17 protein-coding genes are annotated in these 18,745 nt (G+C 65.2%); 10 read left to right on the top strand and 7 right to left on the bottom strand.

The annotated features are described in order from the left end of the window. Positions 1-11: 11 nt before the first annotated feature. The 3 genes from HFRIS_RS00185 to HFRIS_RS00195 form a co-directional block, all read right to left on the bottom strand. On the bottom strand, positions 12-770 hold the full coding sequence (locus HFRIS_RS00185; protein ID WP_006461157.1) for an SDR family oxidoreductase: 759 nt from the start codon (positions 768-770) through the stop codon (positions 12-14). Between the two features lie 156 nt (positions 771-926). Further along, a complete protein-coding gene (locus tag HFRIS_RS00190; protein ID WP_039873842.1) occupies positions 927-1,739 on the bottom strand; it encodes an SDR family NAD(P)-dependent oxidoreductase in 813 nt (270 codons plus the stop codon). A gap of 128 nt (positions 1,740-1,867) precedes the next feature. Next, on the bottom strand, positions 1,868-2,221 hold the full coding sequence (locus tag HFRIS_RS00195) for a DMT family transporter (protein ID WP_006461161.1): 354 nt from the start codon (positions 2,219-2,221) through the stop codon (positions 1,868-1,870). 176 nt (positions 2,222-2,397) lie between these two features. Between HFRIS_RS00195 and HFRIS_RS00200 the strand changes: the two genes are divergently transcribed. From HFRIS_RS00200 to HFRIS_RS00210, 3 genes are all read left to right on the top strand, one after another. Then, on the top strand, positions 2,398-3,153 hold the full coding sequence (locus HFRIS_RS00200; protein ID WP_006461162.1) for a hypothetical protein: 756 nt from the start codon (positions 2,398-2,400) through the stop codon (positions 3,151-3,153). A gap of 133 nt (positions 3,154-3,286) precedes the next feature. Beyond that, positions 3,287-3,634 carry a DMT family protein gene (locus tag HFRIS_RS00205; protein ID WP_006461163.1) on the top strand — a complete coding sequence of 116 codons (348 nt, stop codon included), beginning with the start codon at positions 3,287-3,289 and terminating at the stop codon, positions 3,632-3,634. Next, the gene (locus HFRIS_RS00210) at positions 3,631-4,845 is read left to right on the top strand and encodes an MFS transporter (RefSeq protein WP_006461164.1); all 1,215 of its coding nucleotides are present in this window, start codon (positions 3,631-3,633) and stop codon (positions 4,843-4,845) included. The genes HFRIS_RS00205 and HFRIS_RS00210 overlap by 4 nt, the downstream gene beginning before the upstream one ends. Here the strand turns inward: HFRIS_RS00210 and HFRIS_RS00215 are convergent, their stop codons facing one another. Then, entirely contained in the window at positions 4,846-5,589 is a 744-nt protein-coding gene (locus tag HFRIS_RS00215; RefSeq protein WP_006461165.1) for a helix-turn-helix domain-containing protein, read from the bottom strand. It lies immediately after the preceding gene. Positions 5,590-5,777: 188 nt separating this feature from the next. Here HFRIS_RS00215 and HFRIS_RS00220 point away from each other — a divergent pair, with 188 nt between their 5' ends. The 3 genes from HFRIS_RS00220 (at position 5,778) to HFRIS_RS00230 (ending at position 7,430) form a co-directional block, all read left to right on the top strand. Beyond that, a complete protein-coding gene (locus HFRIS_RS00220; protein ID WP_006461166.1) occupies positions 5,778-6,188 on the top strand; it encodes a hypothetical protein in 411 nt (136 codons plus the stop codon). A gap of 91 nt (positions 6,189-6,279) precedes the next feature. Then, positions 6,280-7,044 carry a DUF2145 domain-containing protein gene (locus HFRIS_RS00225; RefSeq protein ID WP_051110857.1) on the top strand — a complete coding sequence of 255 codons (765 nt, stop codon included), beginning with the start codon at positions 6,280-6,282 and terminating at the stop codon, positions 7,042-7,044. 11 nt (positions 7,045-7,055) lie between these two features. Continuing rightward, the gene (locus HFRIS_RS00230; protein ID WP_006461168.1) at positions 7,056-7,430 is read left to right on the top strand and encodes a c-type cytochrome; all 375 of its coding nucleotides are present in this window, start codon (positions 7,056-7,058) and stop codon (positions 7,428-7,430) included. Between the two features lie 11 nt (positions 7,431-7,441). Here the strand turns inward: HFRIS_RS00230 and HFRIS_RS00235 are convergent, their stop codons facing one another. Then, positions 7,442-8,320 carry an oxygenase MpaB family protein gene (locus tag HFRIS_RS00235; RefSeq protein WP_006461169.1) on the bottom strand — a complete coding sequence of 293 codons (879 nt, stop codon included), beginning with the start codon at positions 8,318-8,320 and terminating at the stop codon, positions 7,442-7,444. A 416-nt stretch (positions 8,321-8,736) separates the two neighbouring features. Here HFRIS_RS00235 and HFRIS_RS00240 point away from each other — a divergent pair, with 416 nt between their 5' ends. From HFRIS_RS00240 to HFRIS_RS00255, 4 genes are all read left to right on the top strand, one after another. Next, a complete protein-coding gene (locus HFRIS_RS00240) occupies positions 8,737-11,925 on the top strand; it encodes an efflux RND transporter permease subunit (RefSeq protein ID WP_006461170.1) in 3,189 nt (1,062 codons plus the stop codon). Positions 11,926-11,928: 3 nt separating this feature from the next. After that, positions 11,929-13,143, top strand: a complete 1,215-nt coding sequence (locus HFRIS_RS00245) for an efflux RND transporter periplasmic adaptor subunit (protein ID WP_006461171.1) — start codon at positions 11,929-11,931, stop codon at positions 13,141-13,143. Next, positions 13,140-14,648 (top strand): efflux transporter outer membrane subunit, encoded by a 1,509-nt coding sequence (locus tag HFRIS_RS00250; protein ID WP_006461172.1) that lies wholly within the window; start codon positions 13,140-13,142, stop codon positions 14,646-14,648. Before HFRIS_RS00245 ends, HFRIS_RS00250 begins: the two co-directional genes overlap by 4 nt. Before the next feature lie 177 nt (positions 14,649-14,825). Further along, a complete protein-coding gene (locus HFRIS_RS00255; RefSeq protein WP_006461173.1) occupies positions 14,826-16,376 on the top strand; it encodes a methyl-accepting chemotaxis protein in 1,551 nt (516 codons plus the stop codon). Between the two features lie 62 nt (positions 16,377-16,438). Here HFRIS_RS00255 and HFRIS_RS00260 read toward each other — a convergent pair whose 3' ends face one another. Further along, positions 16,439-17,170, bottom strand: coding sequence for a response regulator (locus HFRIS_RS00260; protein WP_006461174.1), 732 nt, complete (start codon positions 17,168-17,170; stop codon positions 16,439-16,441). Continuing rightward, positions 17,167-18,618 carry an ATP-binding protein gene (locus HFRIS_RS00265; RefSeq protein WP_006461175.1) on the bottom strand — a complete coding sequence of 484 codons (1,452 nt, stop codon included), beginning with the start codon at positions 18,616-18,618 and terminating at the stop codon, positions 17,167-17,169. Before HFRIS_RS00265 ends, HFRIS_RS00260 begins: the two co-directional genes overlap by 4 nt. Positions 18,619-18,745 lie beyond the last annotated feature (127 nt).

Below are 18,745 nucleotides of genomic sequence, written 5' to 3' on the forward strand. Positions count from 1 at the left end.
ATAAGAGCGGCTCAGACCGGGATCGGGTTGGCGATCAGCGCTTCGTTGAAACCGTTGACCAGTGCGTGCTCGTTGGCGCCCGGGTTGTCACGCAAGGGCTTGATGGCTTCGACCAGGATTTCCTCGTCATCGCTGGCCAGCTTGGCCATGGTTTCGGCGATGAAGGCATCCAGCGGCATGGCACGCGGATCACCGCTCTTCTTGACCAGGTCGGTGTCGACCCAGGGCGGTGCGATTTCCTGCACCCGCACGTTGGTCTGGCGCAGCATGAAGCGCTGCGACAGCGCGTAGGAGTGCAGGGCTGCCTTGGTGGCCGAATACACGGCGGTCACCGCCAGCGGCACATAGGCCAGCACCGAGGTGTTGTGGATGATGGTGGCGCTGGGCTGGGCCTTGAGCAGGTCGATCAGGGCCGAACTCAGGCGGATCGGGCCCAGCAGGTTGGTGTTGATGATGTTGCGGCTGACTTCATCGTCGATGATGCCGCCGGCGTCGTCGAAAGGCATGATACCGGCATTGTTGATCAGCACGTTGAGCCCCGGATGGCGCGCCTTCAGGGTGGCGGCTGCGGCTTCGATGCTGGCCAGCTCCGAGACGTCGAAGGCGATTGCCTCCATGCCCGGATTGGCGGCGGTGACTTCGTCCAGCAGCGCCTGGCGGCGGCCGCCGATGATGACCTGGTTGCCCAGCTTGTGGAAGGCCTCTGCCAGGGCGCGGCCGATGCCAGACGTGCCGCCGGTGATGAAGATGACGTTGTCGGTAAGTTTCATGATGTTGCCTTTCTGAAGAGAAGGTCGTAAGGGGGCTGTGGAGGACTGCGCAGGGGCAGTCGTTCCGGATCGGATCGTTGGTGTCTGGATTGGCTGCAGTCAGGTCGGCCGCGATAGCGGATCAATACAGTGCAGCTCAGGGCAGCTCAGGGCAACTCAGTGCGCGGCCGTGTAGCGCGCTGCCGGGACATTGGCCGAGAGCTTGCTGGCCAGGCCCTGGCGGGCGGTCTCGAAGCGGGTCCAGGCGTCTTCCTCGTGCAGCGACGGGATGGTCACCAGTTCGCCGCGCTGGAAGCCGACCAGGGCGGCATCGACCATCTGGTCGGCCGGCATGACGATGGCCGGGTCCAGGTGTTCCACCGGCAGTCCGCCGATGGCCCAGAAGTCGGTCGCGGTGGCGCCGGGCAACACGGCCTGCACCTGCACGCCCTTGGCCGCCAGTTCATGATGCAGCGATTGCGAGAAAGCCAGTACGAAGGCCTTGCTGCCCCCATAGACGCCGTTGAGTACCTCCGGCGCCACGCCGACGATGGAGGAGATATTGATGATCGCGCCCTGGCCGCGTGCCACGAAGCCGGGGACCACGGCATAGGTCAGGCGGGTCGGTGCGGTGACGTTCAGGGCGATCATGTCGGTCATGTGATCGACATTGCTCTGCAGCAGCGGGGTGTGGGTGCCGATGCCGGCATTGTTGACCAGCAGGGTGATGCTGGCATCGCTGCGCAGCTTGTCTTCCACCAGCGCCAGCGACTGGGCCTGGCCCAGGTCGGCTTCCAGCACTTCCACGGTACGGCGGGTGTCGTTGCTGATGCGCTGGGCCAGGGCATTGAGGCGCTCGCGGTTGCGGGCCACCAGGATCAGGTCGTAGCCCAGGCGGGCGAGGCGGTCGGCATACAGCGCGCCGATGCCGGACGAAGCGCCGGTGATGAGGGCGGTGCCGCGCTGGGTGGTGGCTTGGGACTGGGTCATGATGTTCTCCTTGGGGTTGTCGGTTGCGATGGAGAGCATCTTATGGCGGCGGCCGATTTCCGGAATGACGCAGAAGGTGGTGTTTTCGGACATCCTGACCGGATCCCGTCACCGGTCCCGCGACCCCCTCAATGTGCGGCGCTGCTGGAAAAGATGTTGATCACCAGCACCCCGGCCACGATCAGGGCGATCCCGGCCACTGCCGGCCCGTCCAGGCGCTGGTGGTGGATCAGCCAGGCCGCCAGCGTGATCAGCACGATCCCCACCCCCGACCAGATGGCATAGGCGACGCTGGTGGGCATGCTGCGCAGGGTCAGCGAGAGGCAATAGAAGGACAGGCCATACCCGAGCACCACCACCAGGGCCGGCAGCACGCGGGTCATGCCGTCGGAAGACTTGAGGGCGGTGGTGGCGATGACTTCGGCCACGATGGCCACGGCCAGGGTCAGGTAAGGCGAGGAGGCGGGCGAGGAAAGGGACATGGGGGGCTCCTGTGTAAAAAATGGCGGCGGACAGTGTCCGTTTGCGGACGTTGAAGTGTCACGGAAACGGACACCTGTTCGCAAGCCGAGTTCCTAAGTGATTGAATATAAAGGGATTCGTGGCGGGCACGGGGTTTGCAAAAGAGGGAATACCTCTCACCCCTCAAGGAGTTGTCATGAATCTTTCTTCATCCCCGCTTTCAGCCTCGCTGCGCTCGCTGGCGGCTGCCTCGACCCTGGCCGTGCTGACTTCGCTGGTGGCCGCCCATGCCCAGGCACTGCCACCCCCGCCGGCGCCCCTGCCCGGTCCGGTCCCCGCTGCGGGCATGGCGCCGCCTGCCGTGCAAACGCCACCAGCCACCTATGAAGCCGCCCTGACGGCCCAGGCCCCGGTCACCGAAGGCCGCGTCAGCCGCCTGTTGATCAATCCCTATGGTGAGGTCGATGGCCTGCTGGTGGGCGAGCGCACCGTGGTCAAGTTCCCGCCGCATCTGTCGCAGACCTTGCAGGGTGTGGTCAAGCCGGGGCAGTCGGTGCGCGTGTTCGGCCAGGCTGAAGGGGCCGGCACCATCAAGGCCGATGCCATCGTCAATCTCGCCACCGGCCAGACCGTGATCGACCGTCCGCCCGCCTTCGACGCCAACCCGCCGCTGCCGCCCCATCTGCGCGCGGCGCAACTACGCCAGCTGTCGGTGCGCGGCAAGATCGCCATGGTCCTCACCGGCCCGCGTGGCGAAGCCAACGGCGTCATCCTCGATGACGGCAGCATCGCCCGCTTTGCGCCCGACAGCGTGCGCATGTCGCTGGAACCCGGCGCGCCGTTTGCTGCCAATGGCTTGGGCACCCGCAACAGCATGGGTACCGCCATCGAGGCCATTGATGTCGGTGCCAGTGCGGACAGCGTGCAACCCTTGTACAGCCGGGTGCGCTGAGGCTGCCCTGCCTGGCTGAGTTGGTCGAGTTGGCTGCGTCACTGATGGTCCCGTCGATGCGCAGCGGATGGCTTTGTGCCATCGGTTGCGCCTCTTTTCCTCCTTGTCGTCATTTTCATAAAGAACAAAAAACATGTCGCCCAAAGTCCTTCCCATCGTCTTCCTGATCATCTCCAACGTCTTCATGACCTTTGCCTGGTACGGCCATCTCAAGTTCGAGAACCGTCCGCTGTACCTGGTGATCCTGGTCAGCTGGATGATCGCCCTGGCCGAATACTGCTTCGCCGTCCCCGCCAACCGCATCGGCCACAGCGTCTACAACGCCGCCGAACTCAAGACCATGCAGGAGGTGATCACGCTGGTGGTGTTCTCGATCTTCTCGGTGCTCTACCTGGGTGAGCAGTTCACCATCAACCATCTGGTCGGGTTTGGCTGCATCTGCCTGGGTGCCTTCTTCATCTTCAAGGGGCCGATAGGATGAACGCCAAGGCCGGCTCCATCGCCTGGCTGTCCAGGCTGAACTTCTTCCTGGCCGACGTGCGCGACGGTCTCGGGCCTTTCCTCGGGGTCTTCCTGATGGGGCAGGGCTGGGCCGCCGACGACATCGGCTATGTGATGACGCTGGGCGGCATCGCCGGCATGCTCGCCACCACACCGGCCGGCGCGCTCACCGATGCGGTGCGCGCCAAGCGCCTGGTGGTCGGGCTGGGATCGGTGCTGGTGGTGGCCGGCTCCTTGCTGCTGCTGGTGGCGCCCAGTTTCACGCTGACCGCCATTTCCCAGGTTGGCACCGGCATCGTCGGCGCCGTCATCGGCCCGGCCATCGCCGGCCTCACCCTGGGCATCGTCGGTCAGCAGGGTTTGCCCGCCCAGCTCGGGCGCAACGAAGCCTGGAACCACGCCGGCAATGTCTTCTCGGCGGCCCTGGCCGGTGCGCTCGGTTACTACTGGGGCCTGCCGGCGGTGTTCGTACTGATGGCGGTGATGGCGCTGGCTTCGCTGGTCTGCCTGTCGCGCATCCGCCCGCAGGACATCGATCACGACGTCGCCCGTGGGCTGGACCCGGAACGCGCTGCAGCGGACCCGCAGGTCTCCACCTGGCGCGTGCTGGTCGCCTCGCGCCCGCTGATGCTGCTGGCCCTGGCCATGATGTTGTTCCATCTCGGTAATGCGGCGATGTTGCCCTTGCTGAGCCAGTCGGTGGTGGCGCGTGGCGGTGCCGATCCGGCGCTCTATACCGCGCTCACGGTGATCGTGGCGCAGCTGGTGATGATCCCCACGGCGCTGCTGACAGGCCGCTTCGCTGAGCGCCAGGGCTACTGGCTGCCCATCACCATCGCCCTGCTGGCACTGCCGGTGCGCGGCCTGGTGGCCGGCGTGTGGGATTCGCCCTGGGCGCTGCTGCCGGTGCAGATGCTCGATGGCGTCGGTGCCGGCCTGCTGGGCGTGGCCTTGCCGGGTTCGGTGGCGCGCATCCTGCAGGGCAGCGGCCATATCAACATCGGCCTGGGCGCGGTCACCACCATCCAGTCGGTCGGCGCGGCGCTGAGCCCGGCCCTGGCAGGGGTGGTTGCCAAGCATTACGGCTATGGCGCCGCGTTTGCCGCGCTGACCGGGATTGCCGTGGTGGCGCTGCTGGTGTGGGGATGGCTGGCGGAGCGGCGTGATCATGGGGTCGCCGCGTCGGACTAGTCAGTCCTTTGGCGGCCGTCGCAACTCCCGGAATTGCGGCGGCGTCCATGGCCTGAGCGCCACGATCAGGGCCGTTCCGTTGCGTCGCTCCAGTGGCAGACCGAGGTCCTGATGGTGGGCCGCAAGGAATTCGGTACGAATCCGGTTCATCGCCCGCTGCACGACGGTATTGCTCTCTTCCGAGAGCGTGCCGCTCACCAAGATCATCTTTTCGCCGGGCTGGTCGAAGTGCGAATTGAAAAAATCGTTGCGCAACTGGGCGCGGAAATATTGCTGGATCGGGCCGCCCGGCAGCCAGGTGAAATCGGGTGCCACCCGTACGCGGATGCGGTTGTTGGGTAGCAGGTCGAGAATGCCCAGCTTGTCCAGCCGCGCCAGCAGGCGGATGCACTCCGCCCTTGTGAGGGCGAAGCTGTCCACTATCTGCTCCAGCGTCCACTGGTGTAGAGCATGCACCGCCACCAGCAGCAGCCGGGGATCGGCCACCAGCTTGGCCTCCTGCTCCACGCTCAGGCGCGAAGGCACCGGCTGTTCACTCACCACCATGCGCGCCAGGTCACTGATCTGCAGACCCAGCAGGGTGCAGACCTGGTCCAGTCGCTCCAACGTAAAACTGCGCTCGGCAAAGATGCGCTTGACGCTGGCTTCGCTCAGGGCTAGCCCCTTGGCCAGTTGCGCATAGGTGATGCCGCGTGCCTTGAGCACGTTCTTCAAAGCGTTGATCAGCGCGTCGGCCTGGGCCATGGCGGTTCTCCTTGTTCCTGAAAGATCAGCGATACGACGAAAGGCTGCGGTATTGTATTTCGATACCGATCGCAGCAGGAATTGCTCTTCAAGACGAGCGGCTCAACACCGGGGCGGCGCATTGCTACATTGCGTCCCGCTGTCTCGCCACGGTGGCGGACAGCTTCCAAACTTCCAAGGAGTCCATCATGAAAAGCCCAATCCTGCGCCGTCTGGCCTTGTCCCTGTCGCTGGTTTCCGCCTTACTGGCTGCGCCGGTGCATGCCCAGTCCAGCGATCGGGATCTCTCCACCGGACTGGTAGTGGTGTCGGTGATGGCGCCGGTTGCCTTCATTTCCGACATCAGTGACTACAAGTTGACGGATTTCTGGGCTTCGCTCGACGGCACGTACTATGTGGTGGAAAGGGTAAGCGATGGCGTTAGCGGCTCGATCACCGTGGGCCGCAATATCAGCGGGGCGGCCTCGCTCGGCGTGGGTGAATCGCTGCGCTTTGTCACCACTACATCGGGGACCTTGCTGGTCGCCGCCGGCAATGTGCTGGCGATCATTCCCACGGCGATGGGCAAGGCTCTCTTGAAGAGCGAAAAACTGTCTTGAACCGGAGCCCATCGTGCGATCGTCCCGTGTTCTTTTCACCTCTCTCCAACGTTTCACGCGCCTGGCTGCTGTCCTCGCACTATCTCTGGGCATGACGCTGCCACTGGCCGCCCATGCCGGGCGGAGTTGCGAACAGAAGCTTCCCGAGGTCGACGCCATGCGTCAGCAGCTGGAGATGGCCGTGCAGACTGTACAGCGTCTGGACGCCAGTACCGCCGACGTGGTCATCATCGGTCGCGTCGGTCAGGACCTGAGCCAGTACCGGCAGCGCTACTCGCACCTGGCCTTTGCCTACCGCGACGGGGTGCATTGGTATGTGGTGCACAAGCTCAACGAATGCGGCACCGCGGTGAGCAGTATCTACGAGCAGGGCATGGGGCAGTTTTTCATGGACAGCCCTTTCCTGCTGGAGGCCTACGTCAGCGTGCCGCAGCCGGAGGTACAGCATGCGCTGCGCGCGGCCATCGATCGTGCTCAGGCCACGCGCATGCACGAGCCGCACTACAACATGTTGGCCTATCCCTGGGCCACCCGCTACCAGCAGTCCAATCAGTGGGTCAACGAAACCCTGGCACGGGCGCTGGAGTCGCAGATCGAGACTCGCGAGCAGGCCCAGGCCTGGCTCAGGGCCAAGGGTTACACCCCGGATACGCTGAACCTGGGGCCGCTTACGCGCCTGGGTGGGCGCATGTTCAAGGCCAATATCGCATTCGACGACCATCCCAACGCCCTGCGCTTCAGCGATAGAATCGAGACCACCACGGCTGACTCGGTGTTCGCCTTTCTTCAGAAATCGGGCATTGAGGCCAGCCATTTCGTGATCCGGGGCGCTTCCGCGCCTGCGGTAGCCGACTGACCGGAATGTCCATGCGCCTGACCTCCTTGCTGATTGTTGTCCTTGCCCTCATCCCTCTATTGACCCAGGCGGCAGGCGACCCCGTGGCCGGGCGCGCTGCCTTCGCCAAGTGCGCCAGCTGCCACGCAGTCGGACCCTCGGCACGCGCCGGCTTCGGTCCGCAGCTGAGCAACGTGATCGGCCGCAAGGCCGGTTCCACCGCAGATTTCAAGTATTCGCCGGCCATGGCCGGTGCCGGCTTCGTCTGGACCGAGGACAAGCTGCGCGCCTTCCTCAAGGCGCCCAGCGAGGTGGTGCCGGGCAACAAGATGCGCTTCTGGGGCATCGGCAGCGATCGCCAGATCGACGACATCCTGGCCTACCTGCGCAGCGTCCGTCAGCCCTGAAAGAGCGGCCTTCAGCCGTACGGCGGCAAGCCCATGCGCCGCCTTGCCAGATGGATGGAACCGTTGCGCACCGCCCAGCGCAGTGGCTGTGCGGCCACCAATACCGAGCGTCGCAGCAGCTCCCGACGCCACGGCGGACGCGGTGTGACCCCCAGCATCTCTTGCGCCCAGGGCGGCAGCAGGTCCACTCCGGCGCGCATCATCAGGCGCGTCCATGGCTGCGCCAGCGCGTTCGGCGCGGGGGCATTCAATACCAGCTGCAAGGTCTTGCGGGTGCGTTCGTCGCAGCGCAGTTCGGGGCGCATCGCCTGGATGTATCCGTCCACTGCCATCTGCGAACGCGGTACCTCGCGCGCGCCCAGTGCCTCGGCGACCCGGGCGATCTCGCCGAAATACTGGTCCTGGCGCACCGCCGGAAAGTCCGGCCGACGATAGCGCAGATAAGCCTGCAGGAAGCAATGCACCTCGGCCACATGCACCCAGGTCAGCAGATCAGGATCGCTGGCGGAATAGGCGCGCCCATCCGGCGCCACGCCCTTGACCACGAGATGGATGCGCTTGACCCGCTCGATGAGGCGCTCGGCGTCGGCGCGACTGCCGAAGGTGGTGCCGGCGATGAATTGTGCAGTCGCGCGCAGGCGCGCCAGCATGTCGGCCTGGAAGTTGGAGTGATCCCACACCCCGGCCAGTGGTAGCGGATGCAACATCTGCAGCAGCAGGGCCGCCACGCCGCCCGTCAACATGGAGGTGAAATCGCTGTGGACCTGCCAGGCTGCAGAATCCGGACCGAACAGGCCGGGATCACCTGGCGGCTGCAGGAAGTCGGCACTGCCAGGGCCGCGGCTGATGGAGAGGACATTGGCTTCGATGCGCTGGCGCAGGAATTCCATGATGCAGGAGAGTGCGGGGACAAGGTAAGGGAAGGGCAGTGTGCCATAGCGGCGCGGTTCCTGCCGGTCGCCACATGTGGCGATTTTCCGGTTGTGCTTGCAGCCGGTGAGAAGTCCTTCGCTGACATTTCCGTCAGAAAGCGATTTGTCGAAAAGCCTTCTGCAAGGCGGCTCCGAGGCCGCTACAATAGCCCTCGCCGCACGGCCCACGAAGAATAAAACCGGGCCCCGGCAAGCTCATCGGATTCAGGGAACGCAGACCGGCGACCGGGGAAAAGCGCCAGCCTGCGCCACATAGAACAAAGCACAGCAGGAGAGGACGGCCGGGGCCGCACGGGGCGCCGGTTCATGGCATGGGCAAGCTGCAGACGCAGGCTGCCCGGTCGATCCTGCCCGCCTTACAGGGATAGCAGTTCATGAACATGGTCGCGCTGGCGTTGCGCCGCCCGTACACCTTCATCGTGATGGCCTTGCTGATCGTGCTGGCCACGCCATTGACGCTGAAGAACATGGCCACCGACATCTTCCCCGAGATCAATATCCCGGTGGTCTCCATCATCTGGAACTACAACGGCCTGTCGGCGCAGGAGATGGGGCAGCGCATCGCCGCCCAGAACGAGCGCGGGCTCACCACCGTGGTCAGCGATATCGAGCACATCGAGTCGCAATCCCTGGCCGGGGTGTCGGTGATCAAGGTGTTCTTCCAGCCCAAGGCCAATATCCAGCAGGCGATCGCCCAGGTGGTGGCCTCGGTGCAGACCCAGGTGCGCCAGCTGCCGCCGGGGATCACGCCGCCGCTGGTGATCAAGTATTCCGCCTCCAGTATCCCGGTGATGCAACTGGCACTGTCCTCGCCCACGCTGCCCGAGCAGACCGTGTTCGATGCTGCCGTCCAGACCCTGCGTCCACAGCTGGTCACCATTCCCGGCGTGGCAGTGCCTTACCCGTATGGCGGCAAGAGCCGGTTGATCTCCGTGGACCTGGATACCCAGGCCCTGCAGTCGCGTGGCCTGGCCCCCATCGACGTGGTCAACGCCATCAATACGCAGAACCTGATCCTGCCCTCCGGCACGGCCAAGTTCGGCGGCACCGAGTATTCGGTCAAGATCAACGGTTCGCCCGAAGCCGTGGCCGGTCTCAACGAACTGCCGGTGCGCACCACCAACGGCGCCACCATCTACCTCAAGGATGTGGCCAACGTGCGCGACGGCTTCTCGCCGCAGACCAACGTGGTGCGCCAGGACGGCGCGCGCGGCGTGCTGCTGTCCATCTTGAAGAACGGCGGCGCCTCCACCCTGGACATCGTGGACAACCTGCGCAAGCTCTTGCCCACCGCGGCCCAGACCCTGCCTGAAGACATCAAGATCACGCCGCTGTTTGACCAGTCGCTGTTCGTGAAGGCGGCCGTGACCGGCGTCATCAGCGAGGCGCTCATCGCCGCCGGCCTGACGGCGGCCATGGTGCTGCTGTTCCTGGGCAACTGGCGCAGCACGCTCATCATCGGCCTGACCATTCCGCTGTCCATCATGGCGGCGATCCTGATGCTGGCCGCCCTGGGCGAGACCCTGAACCTGATGACCCTGGGCGGCCTGGCGCTCTCGGTGGGCATCCTGGTGGACCAGGCCATCGTCACCATCGAGAACATCGAGCGTCACCTGCACCTGGGCAAGCCGCTGCACGACGCCATCACCGTCGGCGCCGGCGAGATCGGTGTGCCGGCCTTCGTGGCCACGCTGTGCATCTGCATCGTGTTCGTGCCGATGTTCTTCCTCTCCGGCGTGGCGCGTTTCCTGTTCGTGCCGCTGGCCGAAGCCGTGGTCTTTGCCATGGCCGCCTCCTACATCCTCTCGCGCACCCTGGTACCGACCCTGGTGATGCTGCTCATGGGTAGCCACGGCCAGGTCGACAGCGCCAAGGCCAGTCTGCTGCAGCGCCTGTACCGCGCCTTCGACAACCGCTTCGAGCGGGTGCGCCATGGCTATACGCTGGTGCTGTCCTCGCTGCTGGCGCACCGGCGCCGCTTCGCGCTGAGCTTCCTGGGGTTCTGCCTGCTGTCCTGCCTGCTGTATCCCTTCCTCGGCCGCGACTTCTTCCCCAACGTGGATGGCGGCCAGATCCGCCTGCACATGCGCATGCCCACCGGCACCCGCATCGAGGAAACCGCGCGTGCCGCCGACGAGGTCGAGCGCGTCATCCGCAGCCTGATCCCGGCCTCCGAACTGGAGACCATCCTCGATAACCTGGGCGTGCCCAATTCCGGCATCAACCTGTCCTACAGCAATGCCGGCACCATCGGCACCCTCGACGGCGAAATCCTGATGGCCCTGAAGGAAGGCCATCGCCCCACCGAGGAACTGGTGTCCATGCTGCGCGAACAATTGCCGCGCCGCTTCCCCGGCATCGAGTTCTTCTTCCAGCCGGCCGACATCGTCACCCAGATCCTGAACTTCGGCCTGCCCGCGGCCATCGACGTGCAATTCACCGGCCCCAACATGGAAGCCAATGCGCGCCTGGCGGCTGAGCTGACGCGCAAGATCAGGCAGATTCCCGGCGCCGTGGACGCCCACGTGCACCAGCGACTGGACGGCCCCTCGCTGGACCTGCGCATGGATCGCACGCGCCTGCAGCAGTTCGGCCTGTCGGCTTCCAATGTCGGCCAGAACCTCCTGATCGCCCTGTCCGGCAGTTCACAGACGCAGCCGGCCTTCTGGCTCAATCCCAATAACGGTGTGGTCTACAGCATTGCGGTGCAGTCCCCGCAATACCAGGTCGATTCGCTCGATTCCCTGCTCAATATCCCGGTCGGGGCGGGCGCCAATGCCACCACCCCACCGCAACTGCTGGGCAACCTGGTCGATGTGCATGCCGGACGCCAGATGGCCGTGGCCTCGCGCTACAACATCTCGCCGGCCATCGATGTCTATGTCAGCGTGCAGGGGACCGACTTGGCCAGCGTGGCCGGCAAGGTGACGGCCCTGGTGGAAGAGATCAAGCCCAGGCTGGCCCGTGGGAGCCAGGTGGTGATCCGCGGCCAGGTGGAAACCATGCAGTCTTCCTTCATCGGCCTGGGCGTCGGCCTGGCCATGGCCATCGTGCTGGTGTACCTGCTGGTGGTGGTCAACTTCCAGTCGTGGATCGATGCCGCCATCATCATCGCCGCGCTGCCCGCCGCGCTGGCCGGCATCGCCTGGATGCTCTTCATCACCGGCACCACGCTCTCGGTGCCGGCCCTGACCGGCGCCATCATGACCATGGGCGTGGCCACCGCCAACAGTATCCTGATCGTGGCCTTTGCGCGGCAGCGCCGGGAAGAGGGTGCCACCCCGCTGGCGGCCGCGCTGGAAGCCGGCTCCACCCGTATCCGCCCGGTGCTGATGACGGCACTGGCCATGATCATCGGCATGATTCCCATGGCCCTGGGCCTGGGTGAGGGTGCCGAACAGAACGCGCCGCTGGGGCGTGCCGTGATCGGTGGGCTCATGCTGGCCACCGTATCGACCTTGTTTTTCGTGCCGGTGGTGTTTGCCGGCGTGCATCAGAGACTGGCCCGCCGCGCCGAGAAGCGCCGCCATCCCGTGGCCGGGCCCGCGCATCAGGAGTCTTGAACCATGTCGCATGACCGTCATTCCGAACTCGGCATCCACCCTCTTTCCGAGGGCGAGCCGCAACAGCGCCAGCAGATGATGAAGCGCGCCCGGCTGGTGCTGGTGGTGGTGCTGATCCTGCTGGCCGCAGGCGCGGCGCGTACCATCATCAGCCGCACGGCCAACGCACGCGCCCTGGAAGCCGGCACCGCCGAGCGCGCCAAGGTGTTCGTGCGCGTGACCGAAGCCCGCAGCAGCGCCGATGGCCAGACCCTGGCCCTGCCGGGGACCTTGCAGGGCTTTGTGCAGTCCCCCATTTCGGCGCGTTCCGGCGGCTACCTCAAGCGCTGGTACAAGGACATCGGCGCCGAGGTCAAGAAGGGCGAGCTGCTGGCCGAGCTGGATACCCCGGAAATCGACCAGCAACTCTCGCAGGCCCTGGCCGCCCGTCAGCAGGCCGCCTCCAGCATGGAACTGGCCAAGAGCTCGATGGCCCGCTGGGAGGCCCTGCGCAAGAAGGATGCGGTCTCGCAGCAGGAACTGGATGAACGCCGCAGCGCCTTCGCCCAGGCCAGCTCCAACCTGGCGGCAGCCGACGCCAACGTCGAACGGCTGCGCCAGGTGGAGGGCTTCAAGCGCATCGTGGCACCGTTCTCGGGCATCATCACGCGCCGCAACGTGGACGTGGGCGACCTGATCGATCCGGGCGCAGGGCGCTCGCTGTTCGTGCTCTCGCAGACCGATCCGCTGCGGGTCTATGTCAACGTGCCGCAGTCCTATGCCAACCTGGTCAAGCCGGGCCAGCAGGTCACGGTCACCCAGTCCGAACTGCGTGGCCGCAAGTTCGAAGGCAAGGTGGCGCGCACCGCCGGGTCGATCGATACGGCGACCCGTTCCATGCAGATCGAGGTGACCCTGGCCAATGCCGATAACGCGCTGCTGCCCGGCGCCTTCGTACAGGTGGCGTTGCCCCTGAAACCCAGCGGCGCGCTGCTGGTCGCAGCCGATACCCTGATGTTCCGGCGCGATGGTTCGCTGGTGGCGGCCGTCGATGAGCAGAACAAGGTACAGCTCAAGAAGGTCAGGCTGGGGCGCAACTTCGGGCTCACTGTGGAAGTGCTGGAGGGCTTGAGCGGCAAGGAAAAACTGATCCTCAATCCCTCCGATTCGCTGTCCGAAGGTGACCAGGTCGAACCCACCCTGGAGCAGGCCGCCCCAGCGAAGAAGGCCGCATCATGAAGCTGCGCCGCCCGCCGGTCGTCCTGGTCATGCTGACCTGCGCCCTGGCGCTCGCTGCCTGCGCCAGCGGCCCCGATTACGTCAAGCCGACGCTGGACATGCCCGCCGCCTGGACGCCGGAAGCCCCCTGGCGCAGCATGCAGCCGCAGGATGAGGTCGCGCGCGGCCCCTGGTGGGAGCGCTTCGGCGATGCCCAGCTCAATGCCCTGCAGCAGCAGGCGCTGGCCGGCAACCAGACGCTGGCGATTGCCACGGCGCGGCTGGCCCAGGCACGGGCGCAACTGGATGTGAGCGGAGCGGCGCAGGCGCCGCAGGTCGGCATCAGCAGCCGTGCCGCGCGTGCGCGCATCTCGGCCAACCGGCCGCTGACCAACTACAATTCGCCCAATTACGCGACCGTACAAAACGATTTCGCGCTGGGCTTGACTGTCAGTTACGAACTGGATTTCTTCGGCCGGGTACGACGCTCGGTGGAAGCGGCCGGCGCCACCCTCCAGCAATCGGCTGCCGATCTCGAAAACACCCGCCTCCTGATCAGCGCCGACCTGGCCAGCAACTATTTCAACCTGCGTGAACTGGATGTCGAACTGGACGTGGTCCGGCGCGCCATCGAACTGCAGCGCAAGGCGCTGGACCTGGCCACGTCGCGGCACGACCTGGGCGCCACTTCCGGACTGGACGTGGCCCAGCAACAGGCTCTGCTCGACACCACGCTGACCCAGGTCGACCTCCTGGGCCGCCAGCGCGCCCAGTACGAGCATGCCATCGCTACCCTGACCGGCACCCCCGCCCCGGGCTTTGCGATCGCCCCCTCGCTGGCGCCGATCGCCTTGCCGGCGATTCCGCTGGGCGTGCCCTCGGACGTGCTGGAGCGTCGCCCTGACGTGGCCTCGGCCGAGCGTGCCATGGCTGCCGCCAATGCCCAGATCGGTGTGGCCAGCGCGGCCTTCTATCCCAGCTTCATGCTGCAACCCTCGTATGGCGTGGACAGCCGCAACTGGGGCGCGCTCTTCAACGCGCCCAGCGTGCTCTGGTCACTCGGAGTATCGGCCTCGCAAAGCCTGTTCGATGCCGGCCGCCTGCGCGCCGGCGTGGACTTCAGCAAGGCTGGCTACCAGGCTACCGTGGCCGGTTACCGGCGCACCGTGCTGACCGCCATGCAGGAAGTGGAAGATGGCATCACCGGTATCGCGGCCCTGGACCGTGCCTATCGGCAATCCCAGTCGGCCATCGCTAGTGCGCGTCGGGTGCTGGACATCGCCACCAGCCGCTACGAAGGTGGTGCCACGCCCTATCTCGATGTAATCACCGCGCAACAGTCCCTGCTCAACAGCGAGCGCCAGGCGGCGCAATTGATGGGTCAACGGCTGCTGGTGTCGGTGTTCCTCATCAAAGCGCTCGGTGGAGACTGGCAGGATCGTCGTGAGAGTGCGCTGCAGGTCGGTAGCTCGTCGGCACCGGCACTTGCTCAATTGCCAATCTTATCGCCGCAAGAGAACGACTGATATGATGGCCTGACCAGTTTGATCGGCCGGAAAGCCGCTTGCTGACAGGCTTGTCAGTTCTGCATGGCAAGTACGGCAATTGCCCGGTAAACCCCCGCGTAATCAGCGATATGGCCCGTTCACGACCTGCCTAGAATCGACTCTGCATTCCAGCACTGTGAGAATAACGAGGCAGACATGAACTGGTTCAACAATCTGAAGATCGCCCGGAAACTGATCCTTTCCTTTGCCGCCGTCATCATCCTGACGGTCATCCTGGGGATCTTTGCGATCCGCGAGCTCAAGGCGGTGAACCAGGCCTCCACCGACATGGCCAGCAACTGGCTGCCGACCATCAAGGCGGCGCAGGCGATCCAGGCGTCCCTGCCGCGCATGCGCATCTCCGAACTGCAGATGATCACCGCGGCCAACCCTGCCGAACGCGAAGATGCGCTCAAGGCCATCAAGTCGCGCCTGGAGATCCTGGCCAAGCAGCGCGCCACCTACGAAAAGCAGATTTCGGAGGCCGAGGAAAAGCTGGTCTACGAAAAATTCTCCAAGAATTTCGCCAGCTATCTTGAGATCAACCGCAAGCTCGCCGACATCTCCGGCCAAGGCAAGGAAGAAGACGCCCGCGCCATGTTCAAGGGCGACTCCAACAAGACCTTCCGCAGCATGCTGGAAAACATGGACGAGATCGTCAAGATCAACGACGCCGGCAGCGCCCGCTCCGACCAGGACGCCAGCGACGTGTTCGACGCTGCGCGCAAGTGGATCATCGGCCTGCTGGTGGCCATCGTGGTGATTGCCTTTGCCCTGGCCGCAGCGGTGGCACGCGCGGTATCGCGTCCCCTGAACGAAGCGGTGAGCGTGGCCGAGCGGGTGGCCCAAGGCGACCTGACGGTGGAAATCCAGTCCCACAGCAAGGACGAGACGGGCATGCTGATGCATTCCCTTCGCGCCATGAATGACAGCCTGCACAAGATCGTCTGCGAAGTGCGCACCGGCACCGATGCCATCACCACCGCCTCGCAGGAAATCGCCACCGGCAACCTCGACCTGTCTTCGCGCACCGAGCAACAGGCCGGCTCCCTGGAAGAGACCGCCTCGGCCATGGAAGAACTGACCTCCACCGTCAAGCAGAACGCCGACAACGCCCGCCAGGCCAACCAGCTTGCGGCCTCGGCCTCCGACATCGCCAGCCAGGGGGGCGAAGTAGTGCACCAGGTGGTGCAGACCATGGAAGGCATCACCGAGAGTTCCAGCCGCATTGCCGACATCATCAGCGTGATCGACGGCATAGCCTTCCAGACCAACATCCTGGCGTTGAACGCGGCGGTGGAAGCGGCCCGTGCCGGCGAGCAGGGCCGCGGTTTCGCCGTGGTGGCCTCGGAAGTGCGCTCACTGGCCCAGCGTTCGGCCTCGGCGGCCAAGGAGATCAAGCAGCTCATCGATGATTCGGTGGAAAAGGTCGGCGCCGGCAGCCAGCTGGTCGAGCGCGCCGGCGCTACCATGAGCGAGGTGGTCGCCAGCGTGCGCCGCGTCACCGACGTGGTGGCCGAGATCAGCGCCGCCAGCCACGAGCAGAGCACCGGCATCGAGGAAATCAACCGCGCCATCACCCAGATGGACGAAGTCACGCAGCAGAACGCCGCGCTGGTGGAAGAAGCCGCTGCCGCCGCGCAGTCGCTACAGGACCAGGCCGGACGGCTGACGCAGGTGGTCAGCGTGTTCAAGATCCAGCGCTGAAACCTACATACGAGGTTTGCATGACCGCCAAGGTGGTCATGCGTACGCCGTTTACGATGGACTCATTGCGACGGCAACCCGAAGCAATACCCCACCCCGTACACCGCCTGGATCGCGTTATGACCGGGGAAGAACGGTTCCAGCTTGCGCCGCAGGTTCTTGATGTGGGTATCGATGACGCGGTCGGTGACCGGGCGGTCGTCGTCGTGCAGGTGGTTGAGCAACTGCTCGCGTGAAAATACCTGGCCCGGTGCGGCGGCGAAGGTCTTGAGCAGGCGCAGTTCCAGTGGCGTCAGGTTCAGCGGCTCGCCGCGCACGCTGGCCTGGTGCCGCAGTTCGTCGATGTGCAGCAACTCCGCAGCGGTTGGGCTCGTCGGTGCCTGTGCGCGTTGCACCAGCGCATTGCGCCTGAGCATGGACTTGACCCGCGCCACCACTTCACGCGGCGAAAACGGTGCCTTGCTGATGTAGTCGTCCGCGCCCAGTTCCAGACCACGCAGGCGATCCTCTTCTTCGGCGCGGGCGGTCAGCATCAGGATGGGCACGTCGCAGAAGCTGCGCAGGCGACGGCAGATTTCCCAGCCATCCATTCCCGGCAGCATGATATCGAGCAGGATCAGGTCCGGGCGCTGCTGCTGCACCGCCTCGACGACGGCATCGCCCCGCGCCACATGGCGTGACCGGTAGCCGGCTGCGGCGAGATATTTCTGCAGCAGTTCGGCCAGCTTGGGCTCGTCCTCGACGATGAGGATGTCGGCGCTCTGGGGCGGCTGGAAGTGGAAGGTTTCGCTCATGACTGCTCCTCGAACCGCGCCGGCAGCACCACCGTGACGCGCAGGCCTCCCGTGGGCGAGGCACTGGCCGCGATGCTGCCCCGGTGCGCATCGACGATGCGGCGGCAGATCGCCAGCCCGAGTCCGGCGCCACCACTTGCGCGATTGCGCGAACTCTCGACCCGGAAGAAACGCTCGAACAGGCGCGCCATCGCCTCGGGCGGCACGCCCGGCGCGCTGTCGTCGAAGACCAGATGCCAGTGCTGTTCCTGCAGGCTGGCCTGCAGGTGCATGCCGCCGCCGGCATCGGTATAGCGCAGGCTGTTTTCGAAGAGGTTGTTGAACAGTTGCTGCAGGCGCGCACCATCGGCATGCACCGGCATGGCCGCCGGCAGTTGTGCCGTCAGGGTCAGGCCGCGCTGGCTGAAGCGCTCGCCATAGACCTGCACGCTGGTACGCAACAGCGGCAAGAGATCCATGTCCGTCTGGCGATAGGCCAGCGCACCGGCGTCCGCCAGCGACAAGTCGTAGAGATCGCCGACCAGCTTGTTGAGATGTTCCACCTCGCTCTTGAGCGAGCGCAGGGTCTGCGCGTCCGGTTGCATGACGCCGTCTTCCAGTGCTTCCAGCTGACCGTTGAGGATGCCCAGCGGCGTGCGCAGCTCATGCGAGACGTCCGCCATGAATTCGCGCCGCAGTTGCTCGTTGCGCTCCAGTGTCATGGCCAACTGGTTGAAGTCCTGCGCCAGTCGTCCCACTTCATCGCCGGACTCGACCTCCACCCGGGTTGCGTAGTCGCCGCCGGCCAGCCGGTGGGTGGCGCGCGCCACGCGGGTGAGCGGGCGCGTCAGCACGCCGGAGATGCGCACCACCAGAAACGCCGCCAGCATCACCGCCACCACCGCAATGATGAGCTGGGCCAGGAACTGGCTCTGCTGGAAGCGCAGGTCGATGGCGCCGATCACGTTTTCGAAGGGCGTCTGCGCCACCCAGCCCACGATCACGTCGTCCAGCAGCAGCGGTCGCAGGCGCGCATCGGGACCGATGTTGGGATAACCGATCACCAGCTGCCGATGGGCATCCAGCAAGGAAAAACGCAGCGTGGCGCCGGTCAGGTCGGAGGCGGTCAGCGGCGGTCCCGGCGGGGGTGTTACGCCGTTGTGCTCGACGATGGCCGGTTTCATCAGTTCGAACCAGACCCGTGGCTGGCCGCGGATGAAGTCCCAGTTGCCATGCTCGCGATAGGCCTGCTCCAGGCGCGGCACCATGTCTTCCATGCGTTGCTGGGCCTGTTCGTTGAGATAGCCGAGGAAGTCGCGATTGAAGATGTAGTGCCCGGCGCCATTGATGGCGGCGATCAGCGCCACGATCAGCGCCAGCATCGCGTAGAACAGTTTCAGGCGGATGTTGGCGCGGTGGAAGAAGCGGTCGGACAGCGCCGCCAGCGAGTGGGCGATGGACTTGAACACGGGAGCCGGGAATGACAGGACAAGGCGCCAGCTTAACAAGATAGTCGCATGGCGGCGAGGGCCGGGGAGTGATCTGTTTCATTCCGGGAAGAAAGTGGCTGCGCTCAAATTTCCTTCACATTTGCTT

Source organism: Herbaspirillum frisingense GSF30, from assembly GCF_000300975.2.
Classification (GTDB): domain Bacteria; phylum Pseudomonadota; class Gammaproteobacteria; order Burkholderiales; family Burkholderiaceae_D; genus Herbaspirillum; species Herbaspirillum frisingense.

Coding starts and splice junctions, on each gene's coding strand:
- HFRIS_RS00185 (WP_006461157.1), bottom strand. CDS start 770: ATGAAACTTACCGACAACGTCATCTTCATCACCGGCGGCACGTCTGGC.
- HFRIS_RS00190 (WP_039873842.1), bottom strand. CDS start 1,739: ATGACCCAGTCCCAAGCCACCACCCAGCGCGGCACCGCCCTCATCACC.
- HFRIS_RS00195 (WP_006461161.1), bottom strand. CDS start 2,221: ATGTCCCTTTCCTCGCCCGCCTCCTCGCCTTACCTGACCCTGGCCGTG.
- HFRIS_RS00200 (WP_006461162.1), top strand. CDS start 2,398: ATGAATCTTTCTTCATCCCCGCTTTCAGCCTCGCTGCGCTCGCTGGCG.
- HFRIS_RS00205 (WP_006461163.1), top strand. CDS start 3,287: ATGTCGCCCAAAGTCCTTCCCATCGTCTTCCTGATCATCTCCAACGTC.
- HFRIS_RS00210 (WP_006461164.1), top strand. CDS start 3,631: ATGAACGCCAAGGCCGGCTCCATCGCCTGGCTGTCCAGGCTGAACTTC.
- HFRIS_RS00215 (WP_006461165.1), bottom strand. CDS start 5,589: ATGGCCCAGGCCGACGCGCTGATCAACGCTTTGAAGAACGTGCTCAAG.
- HFRIS_RS00220 (WP_006461166.1), top strand. CDS start 5,778: ATGAAAAGCCCAATCCTGCGCCGTCTGGCCTTGTCCCTGTCGCTGGTT.
- HFRIS_RS00225 (WP_051110857.1), top strand. CDS start 6,280: ATGACGCTGCCACTGGCCGCCCATGCCGGGCGGAGTTGCGAACAGAAG.
- HFRIS_RS00230 (WP_006461168.1), top strand. CDS start 7,056: ATGCGCCTGACCTCCTTGCTGATTGTTGTCCTTGCCCTCATCCCTCTA.
- HFRIS_RS00235 (WP_006461169.1), bottom strand. CDS start 8,320: ATGGAATTCCTGCGCCAGCGCATCGAAGCCAATGTCCTCTCCATCAGC.
- HFRIS_RS00240 (WP_006461170.1), top strand. CDS start 8,737: ATGAACATGGTCGCGCTGGCGTTGCGCCGCCCGTACACCTTCATCGTG.
- HFRIS_RS00245 (WP_006461171.1), top strand. CDS start 11,929: ATGTCGCATGACCGTCATTCCGAACTCGGCATCCACCCTCTTTCCGAG.
- HFRIS_RS00250 (WP_006461172.1), top strand. CDS start 13,140: ATGAAGCTGCGCCGCCCGCCGGTCGTCCTGGTCATGCTGACCTGCGCC.
- HFRIS_RS00255 (WP_006461173.1), top strand. CDS start 14,826: ATGAACTGGTTCAACAATCTGAAGATCGCCCGGAAACTGATCCTTTCC.
- HFRIS_RS00260 (WP_006461174.1), bottom strand. CDS start 17,170: ATGAGCGAAACCTTCCACTTCCAGCCGCCCCAGAGCGCCGACATCCTC.